Origin of the sequence: Tenacibaculum mesophilum, from assembly GCF_003867075.1 — a bacterium.
Lineage (GTDB): Bacteria > Bacteroidota > Bacteroidia > Flavobacteriales > Flavobacteriaceae > Polaribacter > Polaribacter mesophilus.
Window position 1 is genome coordinate 895,793 of sequence record NZ_CP032544.1, and the last position, 14,859, is coordinate 910,651.

General features: G+C 30.0%; 16 protein-coding genes. 13 read left to right on the forward strand and 3 right to left on the reverse strand.

The annotated features are described in order from the left end of the window. Window positions 1–143 precede the first annotated feature (143 nt). The 6 genes from D6200_RS04185 to D6200_RS04210 all read left to right on the forward strand — a co-directional run bounded on the left by D6200_RS04185 (window position 144) and on the right by D6200_RS04210 (window position 5,441). Complete coding sequence (locus D6200_RS04185) at window positions 144–1,058, forward strand: hypothetical protein (RefSeq protein ID WP_047790851.1); 915 nt, start codon at window positions 144–146, stop codon at window positions 1,056–1,058. Next, complete coding sequence (locus D6200_RS04190) at window positions 1,045–1,650, forward strand: hypothetical protein (protein WP_047790850.1); 606 nt, start codon at window positions 1,045–1,047, stop codon at window positions 1,648–1,650. The genes D6200_RS04185 and D6200_RS04190 overlap by 14 nt, the downstream gene beginning before the upstream one ends. A 79-nt stretch (window positions 1,651–1,729) precedes the next feature. After that, window positions 1,730–2,176 (forward strand): hypothetical protein, encoded by a 447-nt coding sequence (locus D6200_RS04195; RefSeq protein ID WP_073182825.1) that lies wholly within the window; start codon window positions 1,730–1,732, stop codon window positions 2,174–2,176. Between the two features lie 305 nt (window positions 2,177–2,481). Next, window positions 2,482–2,790: a helix-turn-helix domain-containing protein gene (locus tag D6200_RS04200; protein WP_073182828.1), complete on the forward strand. Its 309-nt coding sequence runs from the start codon at window positions 2,482–2,484 to the stop codon at window positions 2,788–2,790. Next, entirely contained in the window at window positions 2,780–4,021 is a 1,242-nt protein-coding gene (gene dcm, locus D6200_RS04205; protein WP_073182830.1) for a DNA (cytosine-5-)-methyltransferase, read from the forward strand. The genes D6200_RS04200 and dcm overlap by 11 nt, the downstream gene beginning before the upstream one ends. Window positions 4,022–4,046: 25 nt before the next feature. Continuing rightward, complete coding sequence (locus D6200_RS04210; RefSeq protein WP_073183437.1) at window positions 4,047–5,441, forward strand: Sau3AI family type II restriction endonuclease; 1,395 nt, start codon at window positions 4,047–4,049, stop codon at window positions 5,439–5,441. A 136-nt stretch (window positions 5,442–5,577) separates the two neighbouring features. On the opposite strand, the gene D6200_RS04215 is transcribed toward D6200_RS04210, so the two are convergent. Together D6200_RS04215 and pepE are read right to left on the reverse strand one after the other, a co-directional pair. After that, window positions 5,578–6,204 (reverse strand): JAB domain-containing protein, encoded by a 627-nt coding sequence (locus D6200_RS04215; RefSeq protein WP_073182832.1) that lies wholly within the window; start codon window positions 6,202–6,204, stop codon window positions 5,578–5,580. Between the two features lie 420 nt (window positions 6,205–6,624). Continuing rightward, window positions 6,625–7,332: a dipeptidase PepE gene (gene pepE / locus D6200_RS04220; RefSeq protein ID WP_073182834.1), complete on the reverse strand. Its 708-nt coding sequence runs from the start codon at window positions 7,330–7,332 to the stop codon at window positions 6,625–6,627. A 66-nt stretch (window positions 7,333–7,398) separates the two neighbouring features. Here pepE and D6200_RS04225 point away from each other — a divergent pair, with 66 nt between their 5' ends. From D6200_RS04225 to D6200_RS04255, 7 genes are all read left to right on the forward strand, one after another. Then, window positions 7,399–7,917, forward strand: coding sequence for a lipocalin family protein (locus tag D6200_RS04225; protein ID WP_073182836.1), 519 nt, complete (start codon window positions 7,399–7,401; stop codon window positions 7,915–7,917). Window positions 7,918–8,047: 130 nt separating this feature from the next. Beyond that, window positions 8,048–8,824, forward strand: a complete 777-nt coding sequence (locus tag D6200_RS04230) for a carboxypeptidase-like regulatory domain-containing protein (protein WP_073182838.1) — start codon at window positions 8,048–8,050, stop codon at window positions 8,822–8,824. A gap of 4 nt (window positions 8,825–8,828) precedes the next feature. Beyond that, the gene (locus D6200_RS04235) at window positions 8,829–9,641 is read left to right on the forward strand and encodes a carboxypeptidase-like regulatory domain-containing protein (protein WP_073182841.1); all 813 of its coding nucleotides are present in this window, start codon (window positions 8,829–8,831) and stop codon (window positions 9,639–9,641) included. A gap of 4 nt (window positions 9,642–9,645) precedes the next feature. After that, window positions 9,646–10,422: a carboxypeptidase-like regulatory domain-containing protein gene (locus tag D6200_RS04240; RefSeq protein ID WP_073182843.1), complete on the forward strand. Its 777-nt coding sequence runs from the start codon at window positions 9,646–9,648 to the stop codon at window positions 10,420–10,422. A 90-nt stretch (window positions 10,423–10,512) separates the two neighbouring features. Continuing rightward, entirely contained in the window at window positions 10,513–11,310 is a 798-nt protein-coding gene (locus D6200_RS04245) for a carboxypeptidase-like regulatory domain-containing protein (protein ID WP_073182846.1), read from the forward strand. A 29-nt stretch (window positions 11,311–11,339) separates the two neighbouring features. Then, the gene (locus D6200_RS04250) at window positions 11,340–11,831 is read left to right on the forward strand and encodes a DUF6702 family protein (protein WP_073182848.1); all 492 of its coding nucleotides are present in this window, start codon (window positions 11,340–11,342) and stop codon (window positions 11,829–11,831) included. Between the two features lie 71 nt (window positions 11,832–11,902). Then, a complete protein-coding gene (locus D6200_RS04255) occupies window positions 11,903–14,131 on the forward strand; it encodes a M1 family metallopeptidase (protein WP_073182850.1) in 2,229 nt (742 codons plus the stop codon). Window positions 14,132–14,197: 66 nt separating this feature from the next. Here the strand turns inward: D6200_RS04255 and D6200_RS04260 are convergent, their stop codons facing one another. Then, complete coding sequence (locus D6200_RS04260; RefSeq protein ID WP_047789560.1) at window positions 14,198–14,632, reverse strand: hypothetical protein; 435 nt, start codon at window positions 14,630–14,632, stop codon at window positions 14,198–14,200. Window positions 14,633–14,859 lie beyond the last annotated feature (227 nt).

Consider the following 14,859-nt stretch of genomic DNA (forward strand, 5'->3'; position numbering starts at 1 on the left):
CTCTGCTATTAATTACCTTTTTATTATATTAGCTAGCACTAATTAAAAAATTGCAATAATTACGTTTACACTTCCTTTTTAGGATATATAAAGACACTAAAAGTGTTTATAAAAAGTTACCTTTAATATGAAAACAAGAAAAAATGAATGTAATTCAAAACTTTAAGCAAGATATAAAATCAAGTTTATTTTTTAGTTCTTCAGGAAGTGAATTGAAAAGTCAATTATTATTATTACAGAACAGACTAGACAGTTATGTGAGTTCTTATTTTGATGACAAAACTAACCCAATAAGCAAGGAAAAGTTAAGAGAGCTTAAAAAGCGTGTTAAAGAAAAAATAGATACTTTAAATACCCAACTTGAAAAAGCAAGAGGAGCTGCAAAAAAAGATTTAATAGCTAGAATTAAAGAGTTGAAAGAGGCTTTAAAAGAAATTAAAGTTATTCAAAATTCGGAAACCGAATACAATTTTAAGATTAGTAATAAACCAAAGTTTACTTATGAAAACACTTCAAATAAAGGAACTGTGTTTTATAATGGAACATTAGGTAGTTTGTTAAATGAATTAAAACACGCTTTTCAATTTGAAACAGGTAAAATAGACTTTATTAAAGTAAATGGAGTTCCTGAAAATCTTCCTGGTGTTTTATACGATTTAGGCGATGAATTAGAGACTTACAAAAGACAATATGCATATGATGGTATATTAAAACTTCGAATTGTTATGACTGAGACAGAAATGTTAAACCAAATTAAAACAGGTAAAATAAAAAAAGGATTAGGTTTAGGTGGGCTAGAAATAAAACAAATGAAAAAAATTACAGCGAGTGTAATTGTTAAAATTGAAGATACTCTTGGTAGTGGTTCTTTATACAATACAATATCAAAAAAGAGTTTAGATATTCACTCAACGCTTGGAGAGATTAAAAAGGGTAACAAACATCGAAGTAACTTTATTCAAGGGTTAGGTATAGATAAACAAGATAAAAGAAAACCATATATAGATTTTATAAAAGTATTTATTGAAACTAATCCATTTATTTATGTTAAGTACTAAAACTTTTATCAGCATATTTTTTCTTTCTTATTTTTGTTTTATACCGCAACCTTTTCCTGAAGGCACTACTTATATTACACCTTCATTTAAATCAATTCCTAAACATTCAGTTGATATTCAAAAAAACAATATCATCATAACCATATTTTCAAAAGATATGTTCTATCGTGGAAATGAAATAAAATTTAAAAGTGAAATAAAAGGAGATACAATTTACATTCTCAATAAAATTAAGAATAGTAAGAAAAACGATGGAATTAAAATTAATAATGAAAAACTTATATCTTTTTTTACAAACACTCGTTTTTTTATAAAGTCAAAAAACACTTTAATTCATACTGAAAGTAATAGACCTTATTTTAATAAAAAGTTAGTAGATAGCACCTTAAGTAACCAAACAGTATATAGCATAAATGGTAAAATACTAATGTCTACTAAAGATTCTTCTGTATTAAATCCAATATTAAATGAAAAGAAGTTTAAAATAAAAACCTTGGAGGTAATAAAGCCTGAAAACGCTATAAAAACTTACGGACTATTTGGCTTTAAAGGTATTATAAAAATAAAGGGAAAGTTTAAAAAATGTAAATAAAACACTGAAAGTGCTTATGTAAACAAGTTGCTTTAATTTAAATAAAAACTATGGAGTTAACTTAAACTTATATTTATAAATGAGTAATAAAATAAAATTTTACATATTAAGTTCAATTATAAACTTTCTGCTAATATTCTTTGCAGTCATTGTATCTGGTTTAATTACCGAAGAATATTTAGTTTCTGGTATGTTTGTTACTCAAAAAAATGGAGGTGCAGACTTTTTGTTCTTAAGAAGAATATATATGTTTTCAGCTTTTTTGTTTCCTTTTTTAATTTATATAATTAAGAATTACAAATACCATGGTCTTGTTATTTTTATAATTAGTTTAATAGTAGTTTTTTCTAGACAATTAGTTTATTATTATCAACTACCTAACGAGTACTACTCTATACCAAGAAGTTTTAAAGAAACTATTTTACTTATACTTTCTACATCTGTAATCGTGCATTTTTCGCAAATGATAATTGGCAAAAAACTCTTACCAACATTATATAAAGCTTATAAAGGTAAATTCTCCTAATCGGAAAACCACGCCTTTTTATTGGCTTGTGAACCTAGATAAGAAAAGGTGTAATAACAACTTCATATATAATTGAAAAGACTGCTTTTAAAGACAGTCTATATTTATAGAAAACAGTTTATACGCCCATTTTCACCTTCTATTAAAAACATCCTACCCTCTCTAACACATTTCATTCTCCTCATACCACACAAAATAAAAAGAGATTACCTTTACCCCAATGCGAAAATAATCTGAATTAAAAGTTGTATAACTAAATTGTTTTTCTAAATTTGGACAATATTTGTCTAAAACAATTTTGACCAATGAAAACATTAGGCGACACTTTAAAATGCGCTAGAGAGGAAAAAGAATTGATACTTCGAAAAGTTGCTGCTGAAGTGGATATTGACCAATCCTTGATAAGCAAATTTGAGAAAAATGAAAGAAAGCCAACAATGGAGCAACTCATTAGACTTGCTAAATTTTATGGACTTTCTGAAAGTGAGTTAATCATTAATTGGTATTCAGAAAAAATTGCGGATGAATTAAAATATACAGAATCTACTTCTGAAATTCTAAAAGTAGCAGAAGAGAAAATCAAATATTATAAAACCCAAGTAAATGGAAAGTGAGACATTAAAAGTAGCTGAATTGTTCGCAGGAGTCGGTGGTTTCCGCCTTGGACTTGAAAAGAGTAACTATAAAGTTGTTTGGAGTAATCAATGGGAACCTTCAACAAAAATGCAACACGCTTCACTAGTTTATGAAGCAAGGTTTGGTAAAGAAAACCATTCAAATCAAGATATTGCAACTGTTTCAACAAACGAAATTCCAGATCATGATTTACTTTGTGGTGGGTTTCCTTGCCAAGATTATTCTGTTGCAACAACATTGCATAATTCAAAAGGATTAAAAGGTAAAAAAGGAGTTCTTTGGTGGTCTATTCACCGAATTTTAGAAGAAAAAAAGAACAAGCCAAAATATCTATTTTTAGAAAATGTAGATAGACTTTTAAAATCACCTGCTAAACAAAGAGGACGTGATTTTGCGGTTATGTTGCAAAGTTTAAATGAACTAGGATATGCAGTAGAATGGAGAGTAATCAATGCAGCTGAATATGGAATGCCACAAAGAAGACGAAGGGTTTTCTTTATTGGTTATCATAAGTCTACAGAAATATATAAAAGGCTTCAAAAAGCAGAGAAAATCGATTGGTTAACAAAGGAAGGAACAATTGCAAATGCTTTTCCTGTTAACAACACAAATTCAATTCAAGAAATTGAACTGAAAGGAGATTTAGTTGAAATAACAAATAATTTTAACAAAAACGGAAAGCTCTCTCCTTTTCAAAATACAGGTTTACTTGTAAATGGTAAAGTCTTCACTACTAAGACAGAGCCAAATTATGATGGTGAAAGAACTGTTTTAGGAGATATCCTACAAAACGGAGAAGTAACATCTGAATTTTTCATTAACGAAAATGATAAACCAAAATGGGAATATCTAAAAGGTGCTAAAAAAGAAAAAAGAACAACTAAAGACGGGTTTGAATACAATTATAGTGAAGGAGGAATGATTTATCCAGACGCTCTTGATAATGCTTCAAGAACAATAATTACAGGAGAAGGCGGAAAATCACCTTCAAGGTTTAAACACGTAGTTGTATCTGACAGAGGTTTAAGAAGATTGACACCTGTTGAATTGGAAAGACTAAATATGTTTCCAGATAATCACACCAAACTTGAAGGAATTACAGATACAAAACGAGCTTTTTTTATGGGAAACGCTTTAGTTGTTGGTGTAATTGAAAAAATAGGAGAAGAACTTTACAAGCAAATTAATCAACATAGTTATGCTGAATAGCTTAATTAATTTTTTCAAAACATTAATGAATAAAGGATACAATATATATTCTGCAAAGTCAATAATAAACTTTGCCAAGAAATTAAAAGCACAATCTTTAAGACAAGCTTGTGGTTCTGAAATTGAAAAACACGGTTATAAAGGAAAAGGAAATTTTGGTCAAATATTAGAGAAGTTTTATTTTGGTTATGAGCCAAATTCAGATGCTGAACCTGACTTTAAAGAAGCAGGAATAGAGCTTAAATCAAGTCCTTTAAAAATCTTAAAAAATAAAGAATATCGCTCAAAAGAAAGGCTTGTTTTAAATATCATCAACTATCTTGAAGTTCACAAAGAAAACTTTGAGAATAGTTCGTTTTGGAAAAAAAATGCTCATTTGCTTTTAGTCTTTTATCTGCACGACAAAGATTTAGATTTACTTGACTACATAATTAAATTGGTTGATGATTGGAAGTACCCTAATGAAGATTTGAAAATTATCAAACACGATTGGGAAACAATTAATCAAAAAATAAAAGACGGAAAAGCGCACGAATTATCGGAAGGAGATACTTTTTATCTTGGAGCTTGTACAAAAGGTTCTACAGCCTTAAAATCCTATCGTGACCAACCTTTTAATAAAGAAAAAGCTAAACAAAGAGCCTATTCACTTAAACAGGGTTATGTAAATCATATAATTGCTAATATCGCTCAAGAAGAAACTGCGGTTTATGGAAAGATAATTGAACAGCCTGAAATCCTTGATGTACTTCAATCAATTGAAGATGTTGTAATTTCTAAGTTTCAACCTTTTTACGGAAAATCAGCAGAACAAATTGAACAAGAGTTAGGTTTAGAATTAAACTCAAAAGCTAAAAGCTATTTTGCAAATCTTACTAATGCTATTCTTGGACTTAAACTCGGGCAAAAAATTGAAGAGTTTGAAAAAGCTGACATTCAAGTAAAAACTATTCGTCTTAAAGAAAATAATTTACCTAAAGAAGATATTTCATTTCCAACTTTTGAATATCAAAAATTAATTGAAACAGATTGGGAAGATTCTGATTTTAAAAACATTCTGGAAAGTAAATTTTTCTTTGTTTTCTATCAATTTGAGGGAGATAACTTAATATTAAGGAAAGTAAAGTTTTGGAATATGTCATATTCAGATATTATAGAAGCTAAATCTGTTTGGGATAAAATGAAAACAACCATTTCAAAAGGAAAAATTGTAAAAGAAGTAACAAACAAAGGTATTCGAAAGACCTATTTCCCGAAGAAAACGGAAAATAGAATTAGCCACGTTAGACCACACGCAAGAAATGCAGACGACACTTATAATTTACCAGTTGCCGACAAACTAACAGGGTTAATCGAATTTACAAAACATTGTTTTTGGTTAAATGCGAGTTACGTAAAAGATGAAATTTATGGGAAATAAGTCCAACACTATGTTTAAGCACATTTTATCCCTCATTCCTACGGTTACAAAATGCTTTCACATCAATACTGAATTACAAATTGAAAAAAGTCAGCGTACAAACTAGCTATCCCTTCCAACCAACTAAAAACAAACACTACCTCCCCCTCCTAACACGCAACTTCTCCACCTCTTCAATGGTAAGACCTGTGGAATCTGCAATGGTACTTGTATCAACACCTTTTCTCTTTAAGGACTTGGCAATTTCAATTGCTTTATTCTTTTCAGCAATTTCTGAAGCCTCTTTTTTAAGACGCTGTTCCAGTACATACTTAGGAACATATTTGGTACTTTTTGCTAACTCTTGTAAAAGACCAACATCAGCAAAACTCAAATAACTTTTATCAGAAATAATTAAATGATCTATTACATGTGTATTTACTATAATACCTACTTGTATTAACCTATCTGTTAGGTTTTTGTCATTGTCTGACGGAGTTAACTCACCACTTGGGTGATTATGACATAATATTATTTTTACAGCTCTTTTTTGCAATGCAAGACTAAAAACTTCCATAGGTTCTACCAAAGTAGCATTAATAGTGCCTAAGCTTATTAACTCAATAAAAAGAATACGGTTGTTGTTAGCTAAACCAATTACCCAAAAGTGTTCACGGTTTTGGTCTATCTTACTTTCACGAAGTAATATTTTTTGCATTATTCCGTAGATATCATCGGAATTTAAGATTTTTATCTTCTCTTGTTCTGTCAATTTTATGTCCATATCGTAAAAATAGGATTTTTTCAAAGATAGCCTATATAGTTTTCATAGAAAGTAGTTTTTTTAGCATACGCTGTTCTTTCATTTTTTATAGCTTAAAACAACATTTGTTACCTATTAAACCTGAATTATAAGGAGACCATGGCGAAGTAATCTGTTTATTTAAATTTCAATTTATAAAGTACTATTAAGCTTGATATGTATAATGGAAATGTCTTTTCGTACCTAATACGAAAGACATTTAGTGCTTAGTAGAAGTGACATTTGGTGCCTAATGGAAAAGTCTTGATAATAAATAAGCCCAACAAGTTCGTTTCTTAACTTATCAGGCTTTAAATGGTTGTTTTCTTATAGTATGCCACAGTAACAATAAAAATAGCTTATAAAAAATCTTTTTAACTATAAAGTATTTCTTTTAAGAGGTTAAAAATACTGGCTAACCTCTGTATTTGTGGCTAACTCCTCAGCTTCCTTTCCTTGTTTAAATAAACGTGCGGTGTAAGTTCCTCTTAATATAATTGAATCTCCGTTAACCTCTAGCCAGCTACCTTCACGTAACCCTAGCACTGGTGTTTCATTAAATACATGATATTCTTTAATGCGTGTTTCACGCGTTTCACCCATGTGCGTAGAATCTGGATTTGGGTCTAAATAATGTGCGTTGATATTAAACGGAATAAACCCTAAGGTTTTAAAACTTGGTGGATACACAATAGGCATATCGTTCGTATTCATCATCGTTACTCCACAAATATTACTTCCTGCACTGGTACCTAAATACGGAGTTCCGTTTTCAACCGCTGTAGTTAAATCAGAAAGTATATCGTTTTTATATAGTTGATTTACCAATTCAAACGTATTACCTCCTCCTGTAAAAATAGCTTCCGCTTGCTGAACAGCTTCTTTCGGATTATCAAACTCATGGATACCTACAACTTTTTTATCAATAGTAGCAAAAGCCTTACGAGCTATTTCAGTATATTCATCGTAGGTTTTTCCGCTTGCTCGTGCATACGGTATAAATAATATGGTAGAGGCTTCTTTAAAAAAGTTAGTTAAGGTTGGTAAAATATATGCTAGGTATCCACTACCATGAACGGTAGATGTGCTAGCTATAAGTAGTTTTTTCATTTTTTTCTTTGTTTATTCAATCAAAAATATGACTTTTGGTTTCAATAATTAAAAAAATTAAAAACTATGAAAAAAATACTTTTTGTATTCAGTATCTCTTTTCTTCTATTTTCTTGTTCTGACAGCAATGATTTGGTAGAAATTTCAAACGAAGATCTTATAGGTAAGTGGAACTTAATTGATTTAACCTCAAATGTAACTAATAAGTTTTCTTATCAAGGAAATACTGTTAATAGCACAACAGCTGTTTATGGTAAAAATTACAATTTTTCAATGACCTTTTCTGAGAACCCTAACGAATACTCTACAGAAGGATCTCTTACCCTTGTTACCAAAACAAATACTAATGGAGAAGTAGATACTCAAGAAACAGAATCGAGTTCTATTATGGACCTAGAATCTGGTGAGTGGGAAATTAAAGGAAATAAACTTATTACAAAGAGTAATGGTGTTTCTTCTGAAATGATTATTGATTCATATACAGAAAACAAGCTTGTTTTAAAACAAAAAATAAATGAAACTCAAACAGTTCAAGGTGTTGGAGTAAAAATTGTAGGTAATGCTACAGTTATATTAGAAAGATAAATTTCTAACATACATTAAAAACTATAAGACCGTTTGAAAATTAATTTTCAAACGGTCTTTTTCTTCGTTTAACAAAAATTTACCATGTCCTTAAAACATTTTTAAGACAAGTAGGTAGTTTATTTGTGATATGAGAAAATTGTTACTTGTTCTTTTTACCATAACTACCTGTGCTATAACTGCTCAAAACACTCCTAAAATTATTACGGGTACTGTGTTTATAGATAGTATTCCTACGCAAGATGTACATATTATTAATAAAAAACTAACGCTTGGTGCCGTTTCTAATGAAAACGGACGTTTTGAAATTTTAGCTTCTGAAAACAACGTTTTACTTATTTCTCATCTTAACTTAGAGTATAAAGAGGTTACCCTTACCAAAGAGCATATTAAAGCTAAGAACATTGTAATTTTTGTTGATAGTAAAACGCACATGTTAGATGAGGTTGTGCTTGAAAAGCAAAGAAGTATTTTAGAAATTGATCCCGACATTCTTAACAACGCCCCTGTTGTAAATGCTAAAACCTTAAAACTACCTTATGCCAATGTTATACAACCAAAAGATGAAAAAACAGTAAAGGTAGAATCGGGCTTAGCTATTAGTGTAACGGGACTTATAAATACACTTAACGGAACAAACAAACGAAAAAAACAATTAAAAAAGATTACTGTTGAAGATAGAAATATTGAAAAAATTAGAAAACACTTTACAGATGGCTTTTTTATACGTCAACTAAAAATAAAGAAAGAAAACATCAATCAGTTTTTACAAGCCTGTATTTCTAAAGGAATTATAAACCTGTATAATAAAGACAAAGTATTAGAACTTACGGCTGTTTTAATTGAAAATAGTAAATCATCCCCTTACCTACTAGAAAATGAAAATATAAGAGTTACCAAAAAATAATTGCATGATTAAACAACTACCCATCACACTTTTACTACTAATTACTTTAGGAGCTACGGCTCAACAAAAACGAAAATTCGTTTACGGAACTTTAAATGATGAACTTGGTGCTATACCCAACGCTCATATTATCAACCTAAATACCCAACAAGGTACATTTAGTACCGACTTTGGTAAATTTAGAATTTTAGCAAAACCTAACGATACTTTACAAATATCTTTTGTAGGATACGAAACCCAAAAAATTAAGCTTACCCATATTCATTTTGGAATACAAGAAAATAAGATTACCCTAGTTAAAGTTCCTTTTGAATTGGATGAAGTGGAAGTAAAAAAACACAACTTAATAGGTTCACTTGCCATAGATACTAAACAAACACCTAAAGATATTGGTATGGAAAAAGCTAAAAAAGCTATTGATTTTTCTATGATTAATTTTCAAGACCCTATTATTATGCCTATTGATGAGATTGATAAAATGGGGGTTCCTAATATGAGAAAAGTAACTGACCCTACTGCTAAATTTGCTGGTGTTGGAGGCGCAATTAGTTTAGGGAAAGATAATTATTCTGAACAACTAAAAAGAACCCGAAAAACAATACAGTTTAAAGAGAATTTTCCTAAAATGCTCCTCTCAGCATTTGGAGAGTCCTTCTTTTTTAAAGAGCTTAACATACCTAAAGACAAGTATCTTCATTTTTTAGAATATTGCAATCCCCTAGAAATAGAAAAATTATATAAAGAACAACAACTTTTAAAAGTCATTGCTATCTTACAACAAGAAAGTAAGAGCTATTTAAAAGTGATTAGTAACTAAACACATGAAAAATATACTCCCTTCAATTATTTGTCTGTTTTTTATAATAAAAGCTACAGCGCAAGAAAGTAGAAAATTCTTTTACGCTACCATACAAGATGAAGTAAGTACTGTTCCTAACGCACATGTTATAAACCTTAACACTAAACAAGGAACTTTTACTAACGATAATGGTGAGTTTAGAATTTTGGCCAAAGCAAATGATACTATACAAATTACGTTCGTAGGTTATGAAACTAAAAAAAATGTGGTAGGTGTTAATCACTTCGGAATGCAAGAAAATTACATTCAATTAAAAAAAGTACCTATTGAACTGGATGAAGTAGCGATAAAAAAACATAATTTACTCGGGCATATTTCCTCAGACACAAAACATATAAAATCTGAAAAAGAAATTAATGCCGAAACATTAAACCTGCCCTTTGCCGGTTCTAGAATACTTACTCCTGCTGAAAGGAGGTTACACACTGCTACTTCAAGTTATGGAGGTATAGCAATTGACCCTTTACTAAATTGGATTTCTGGAAGACTAAAAAAATTAAAAAAACTTAAGGCTATTGAAGACAAAGAAAAAAGAATAGAAAACATACGCCGTAATTACCACATACTCATTCAACACGAACTAAACATACTAAAAGAAGATATTGACAGGTTTATTTATTTTGCTGAATCTGCCGATGACTTCAATACTCTTTATTTAAATAATGAAGTAGCAATGATTACATTTTTACAAAAGAAATCAGACGAATTTAAAAAACTTAACCCTAAAAAATACAATTAAAACCTCTTCCCTATTTCGTTGTTATTGGTTACGCTTTCTTAAAATATTTCGTACCTTTAGGTGTATACTAATCTAACCTAATAAAGTACCATGAAGAAAGTTCTAATAGCCTTGTTATTTTTATCACAATTCGTATTCTCTCAAGAAGAACGAAAAACACTTTTTGGAATTGTTTATGATGAAAATGGTGTGCTAGAAAATGCTCATATTGTTAACTTTTCAACAAACCAAGCCACGTTTTCTAACGAGAATGGAGAATACAGACTTTTTGCTAGACCTACAGATTCTATTAGATATAGTAGTATAGGTTATAAAACCATTTATGAAAAACTAACCAAAGCCGACTTTAATACCTACAGAAAAAGAACTACTCTTGAAAAACAAGATTATGAACTAGATGAAGTTTTACTAAGAAACAACGAATTATCAGGTGAACTTGCCAAAGACCTTAGAAAGGTAAAGCGTGATAAAAACTTAGAAATAGCAAGTAAAGCTACCGACTTTTCAAATGTTAATTACAGTAATTACCATTCAGACGATTATATAAGTAAACACGTAAAACCTAATGTAGTAAATGTTGACCCTACAAAAGCTTTTGAAGGAATGGGTACTACCAACACGTTTCCTGTAAAAAACTCAGAAAAACTAATAAAACTTCGTAAAGAATTAGCTTTTAAAGAAAATATGCCTGCTAAATTACTTAATGAATTAGGAGAAGACTTCTTTTTTGTTGAACTTAAAATTCCGGTTGATAAATATTATCACTTTTTAGAATATTGTAATCCGTTAGGAATAGAAAAACTATATCAAAACCGTGAAGTGTTAAAAGTTATTAAAATATTTAGAAAAGAACATACAGGATACCTCAAACTTATTGGAAAAGATTAATTTGGCGCAATAATTGACCTTTATTAACCATGAAAAAACTTTTTGTTCTCTTATTAGTCCTTCCCTTACTATCATTCACTCTGCATAAATACTATGTTGCGTTAACTGAAATTGAATACAGAGAAGATACTCAAAGCGTACAAATGATTATGAATGTTTTTATGGATGATATTGAGCTCGCCATAAATAAAGATTACAATACCAACCTACAAATTGCCACTAAAAACGAATTAACATCTATTAATGAATACTATTACAAATACTTAAAAACTCATTTTAAAGTTATTATTAACAATGAAGAAAAAAACTACAAGTTTATAGGTAAGGAATACGATGGTAATATTGTTTACTTTTATTTAGAGATAGAAAATGTTTCATTGCCAAAATCAATAAAAATAGAAAACAATGTTTTAGTTGAGCATTTCCCTGATCAACAAAACCTTATTAAAGCAACTGTTAAAAAGGAGCGCAAAAGTTTGTTTTTATCAAGCAATAATGATAAAGGTTTGTTAAATTTTTAATAAAGCTTCTTTTTTAGTAATAAGATTTCATTAACTTTCCGCTTATTTATTCAAAAACTAACAAGCATATAATGAGAAAATATTCTACGCTATTATTTTCAGCGCTCTTTGTATCAGCTTCTTTATTTGCCCAAGAAGCACCTAAAAAAGAACGTCAACAAGGTCATACCGACCAAAACAAATTTCGACAATTAAAAGATGTATTAGCTACTCCTAACGATCAACGTACAGCATCAGGAGCCCCTGGTCATGCATACACACAACAAAAAGTTGATTATGTAATGAACTTACGCTTAGATGAAGCTACAGATAGATTGTACGGAGATGAAGATATTACTTACCACAACAACTCTAAAGATCATTTAGAGTATTTATGGTTACAGTTAGATCAAAATATGCGAGCTCCAGATTCTAAATCTCCCTTGGCAGAATCTAATGCAGCAAGAAGTTTTCAAACTCCTGATAAATTTGTGAGTGACAATATGGATAAACCAAAAGCATTTGGTTTTAATATTGAAGCCGTAAAATATGCTGATGGTAGAGATTTATCTCATACTATTAATCGCACAATGATGCGTATTAACTTGCCTAAGCCATTGGCTCCTGGTGAGATCTTTAAATTCAAAATTAAGTGGAACTACTTAATTAACAACTCTGTTGAAGACGGTGGTCGTTCTGGTTTTGAATCTTTTCCTGACGGAAATAAAAACTATACTATCGCTCAATTTTTTCCAAGATTATGTGTGTACAACAATGTTGAAGGATGGCAAAACATGCAGTTTTGGGGACGTAGTGAATGGGCTTTAGAATTTGGTGATTACGATGTAAAAATTACTGTTCCTGCCGATCATATTTTAGAGGCTACTGGTGAACTACAAAACGAAAAAGAGGTATTAAGTAGAGAACAACGTAAACGTCTTGAAAAAGCTAGAAAATCTTTTAAAGACCCAGTGTTTATTGTTACTCAAAAAGAAGCTGAAGAAAACGAAAAGCAAGGAACTACTAAAACTAAAACTTGGCACTTTAAGGCAAATAAAGTACGTGATTTTGCTTTTGCTTCATCAAGAAAATATATTTGGGATGCTATGGCTGTAGATATTAATGGTAAAACCGTTATGGCATTATCTTTATACCCAAAAGAAGGAAACCCGCTATGGGAAGAGCACTCTACTCGTGTTGTTGCTAATACATTAGAAGAGTATTCTAAAATGACTTTTGATTATCCATATTCTAAAGCAGTATCAGTACACGCTAAGCGTCAAGGAATGGAGTATCCTATGATTTGTTTTAACTACGGACGCCCAAATCCTGATGGAACCTATTCTGATAGAGTTAAAAACGGAATGATTGGAGTAATTACTCATGAAGTTGGTCATAACTTCTTCCCTATGATTGTAAACTCTGACGAGCGTCAGTGGACTTGGATGGATGAAGGCTTAAATTCATTTGTTGAAATTTTAGCTGAGTTAGACTACGACCCAAACTTTAACACTGGTAACTTACCTAAAGATATTGTTCGTTACATGAGTTTAGATCAAGATAGGTTAAGCCCTATCATGTCTCAAGGTGATTATGTACATAATTTCGGGCCTAATGCTTATACAAAACCAGCTGCTGGTTTATACATGTTGCGTCAAACAATTATGGGACCTGAGTTATTTGACTATGCTTTTAGAACATACTCTAAAAGATGGATGTTTAAGCACCCTACCCCTGCCGATTTCTTTAGAACAATGGAAGATGCTTCTGGTATGGACTTAGACTGGTTTTGGAGAGGTTGGTTCTACACCACTGATTATACTGATATTGGAATTAAAGAGGTTAAGCCTTTATATTTAACCAATAAGCCAAATGAAGAAAGTAAGAAGTTACAACAGCAATATCCTTCTTATTTTGCGCAATTAGGTAAGTTAGTTTACTTAACTACTAAAAAAGAAGATGCTGATAAATCTGAAATAGAAGCATATATTAATAGCTTACCTTCAGACAAGAAAGCTAATTTAAAAAGTATACCTAATTATATTTATCAAGTTGAGTTTGAAAAACCAGGTGGTTTAGTAATGCCTATTATTGTGGAATTAACGTATGCAGATGGTTCTAAAAAACGCCAAACTTTCCCTGCTCAAATTTGGAAAAAAAATGAGCATAAAGTAAAAAGAGTATTTACATCTACTCAAGAAATTAAAAGTATTGTTGTAGATCCTGATTTAGAAACTGCCGATATTGATACTTCAAATAACAGTTGGCCTAAACAAACAACAAATAAGTTTGATGCTTTTAAAAAGAAAGCTAAAAACTAATATAGTTTTATTTAAACCTAACAAAAAAGCAGCCTATGGGCTGCTTTTTTGTTGCTGTTATTTTAACTATTTGCTAAATAACTTATTTACTTCTTCATATGTAAGTAACTTAGAAACTGTCATAATATCTGGATCTCTACTTACATACTGTTGAATTTGTAACATTACTACTCCATCAACTTTAGTATATTTTAACCAGATTACATCTCCATTTGCTTTAATTTTATAAGGATCTCTAGGGTTTTCTTCAAAGCCTTTTACAATTATTTGATGTAATTTTTCTACATCATTATCTAAGTTTTTAAATGAAAAATGAACATATTCATGAATAGGATCATTTATATTCTTATAGTAAAAGTTGTAAGCTTTATCTCCTATTTTCTCTAAATAAACGTACTCTATTTTTCCTACTATTTCTGTTTTAGTAGTTTCAATAAATTCAATCTGAGAATACGAGGCTACAGAAAATAAAAGACCTGCTAATAAAAAAAGTTTTTTCATGAAATTTAAGGGTTTAAGTTTTATATTACTTTTTAAAAATTTTTTAAATATAACTAAAACAACAACGCTTTTTACTTATAAAAAGTATTTTCTCTTTTTATTTACATATTATCTTATTATGTTCTTATAACATTTTTTTAGAAATAAACTAACTTACTGTAAATCAAAAATAGAATAGAAGAAATAGCTTTCTTGTTAAATTATTTTTATTTTGCAACTACTATTAA

Coding starts and splice junctions, on each gene's coding strand:
- D6200_RS04185 (WP_047790851.1), top strand. CDS start 144: ATGAATGTAATTCAAAACTTTAAGCAAGATATAAAATCAAGTTTATTT.
- D6200_RS04190 (WP_047790850.1), top strand. CDS start 1,045: ATGTTAAGTACTAAAACTTTTATCAGCATATTTTTTCTTTCTTATTTT.
- D6200_RS04195 (WP_073182825.1), top strand. CDS start 1,730: ATGAGTAATAAAATAAAATTTTACATATTAAGTTCAATTATAAACTTT.
- D6200_RS04200 (WP_073182828.1), top strand. CDS start 2,482: ATGAAAACATTAGGCGACACTTTAAAATGCGCTAGAGAGGAAAAAGAA.
- dcm (WP_073182830.1), top strand. CDS start 2,780: ATGGAAAGTGAGACATTAAAAGTAGCTGAATTGTTCGCAGGAGTCGGT.
- D6200_RS04210 (WP_073183437.1), top strand. CDS start 4,047: ATGAATAAAGGATACAATATATATTCTGCAAAGTCAATAATAAACTTT.
- D6200_RS04215 (WP_073182832.1), bottom strand. CDS start 6,204: ATGGACATAAAATTGACAGAACAAGAGAAGATAAAAATCTTAAATTCC.
- pepE (WP_073182834.1), bottom strand. CDS start 7,332: ATGAAAAAACTACTTATAGCTAGCACATCTACCGTTCATGGTAGTGGA.
- D6200_RS04225 (WP_073182836.1), top strand. CDS start 7,399: ATGAAAAAAATACTTTTTGTATTCAGTATCTCTTTTCTTCTATTTTCT.
- D6200_RS04230 (WP_073182838.1), top strand. CDS start 8,048: ATGAGAAAATTGTTACTTGTTCTTTTTACCATAACTACCTGTGCTATA.
- D6200_RS04235 (WP_073182841.1), top strand. CDS start 8,829: ATGATTAAACAACTACCCATCACACTTTTACTACTAATTACTTTAGGA.
- D6200_RS04240 (WP_073182843.1), top strand. CDS start 9,646: ATGAAAAATATACTCCCTTCAATTATTTGTCTGTTTTTTATAATAAAA.
- D6200_RS04245 (WP_073182846.1), top strand. CDS start 10,513: ATGAAGAAAGTTCTAATAGCCTTGTTATTTTTATCACAATTCGTATTC.
- D6200_RS04250 (WP_073182848.1), top strand. CDS start 11,340: ATGAAAAAACTTTTTGTTCTCTTATTAGTCCTTCCCTTACTATCATTC.
- D6200_RS04255 (WP_073182850.1), top strand. CDS start 11,903: ATGAGAAAATATTCTACGCTATTATTTTCAGCGCTCTTTGTATCAGCT.
- D6200_RS04260 (WP_047789560.1), bottom strand. CDS start 14,632: ATGAAAAAACTTTTTTTATTAGCAGGTCTTTTATTTTCTGTAGCCTCG.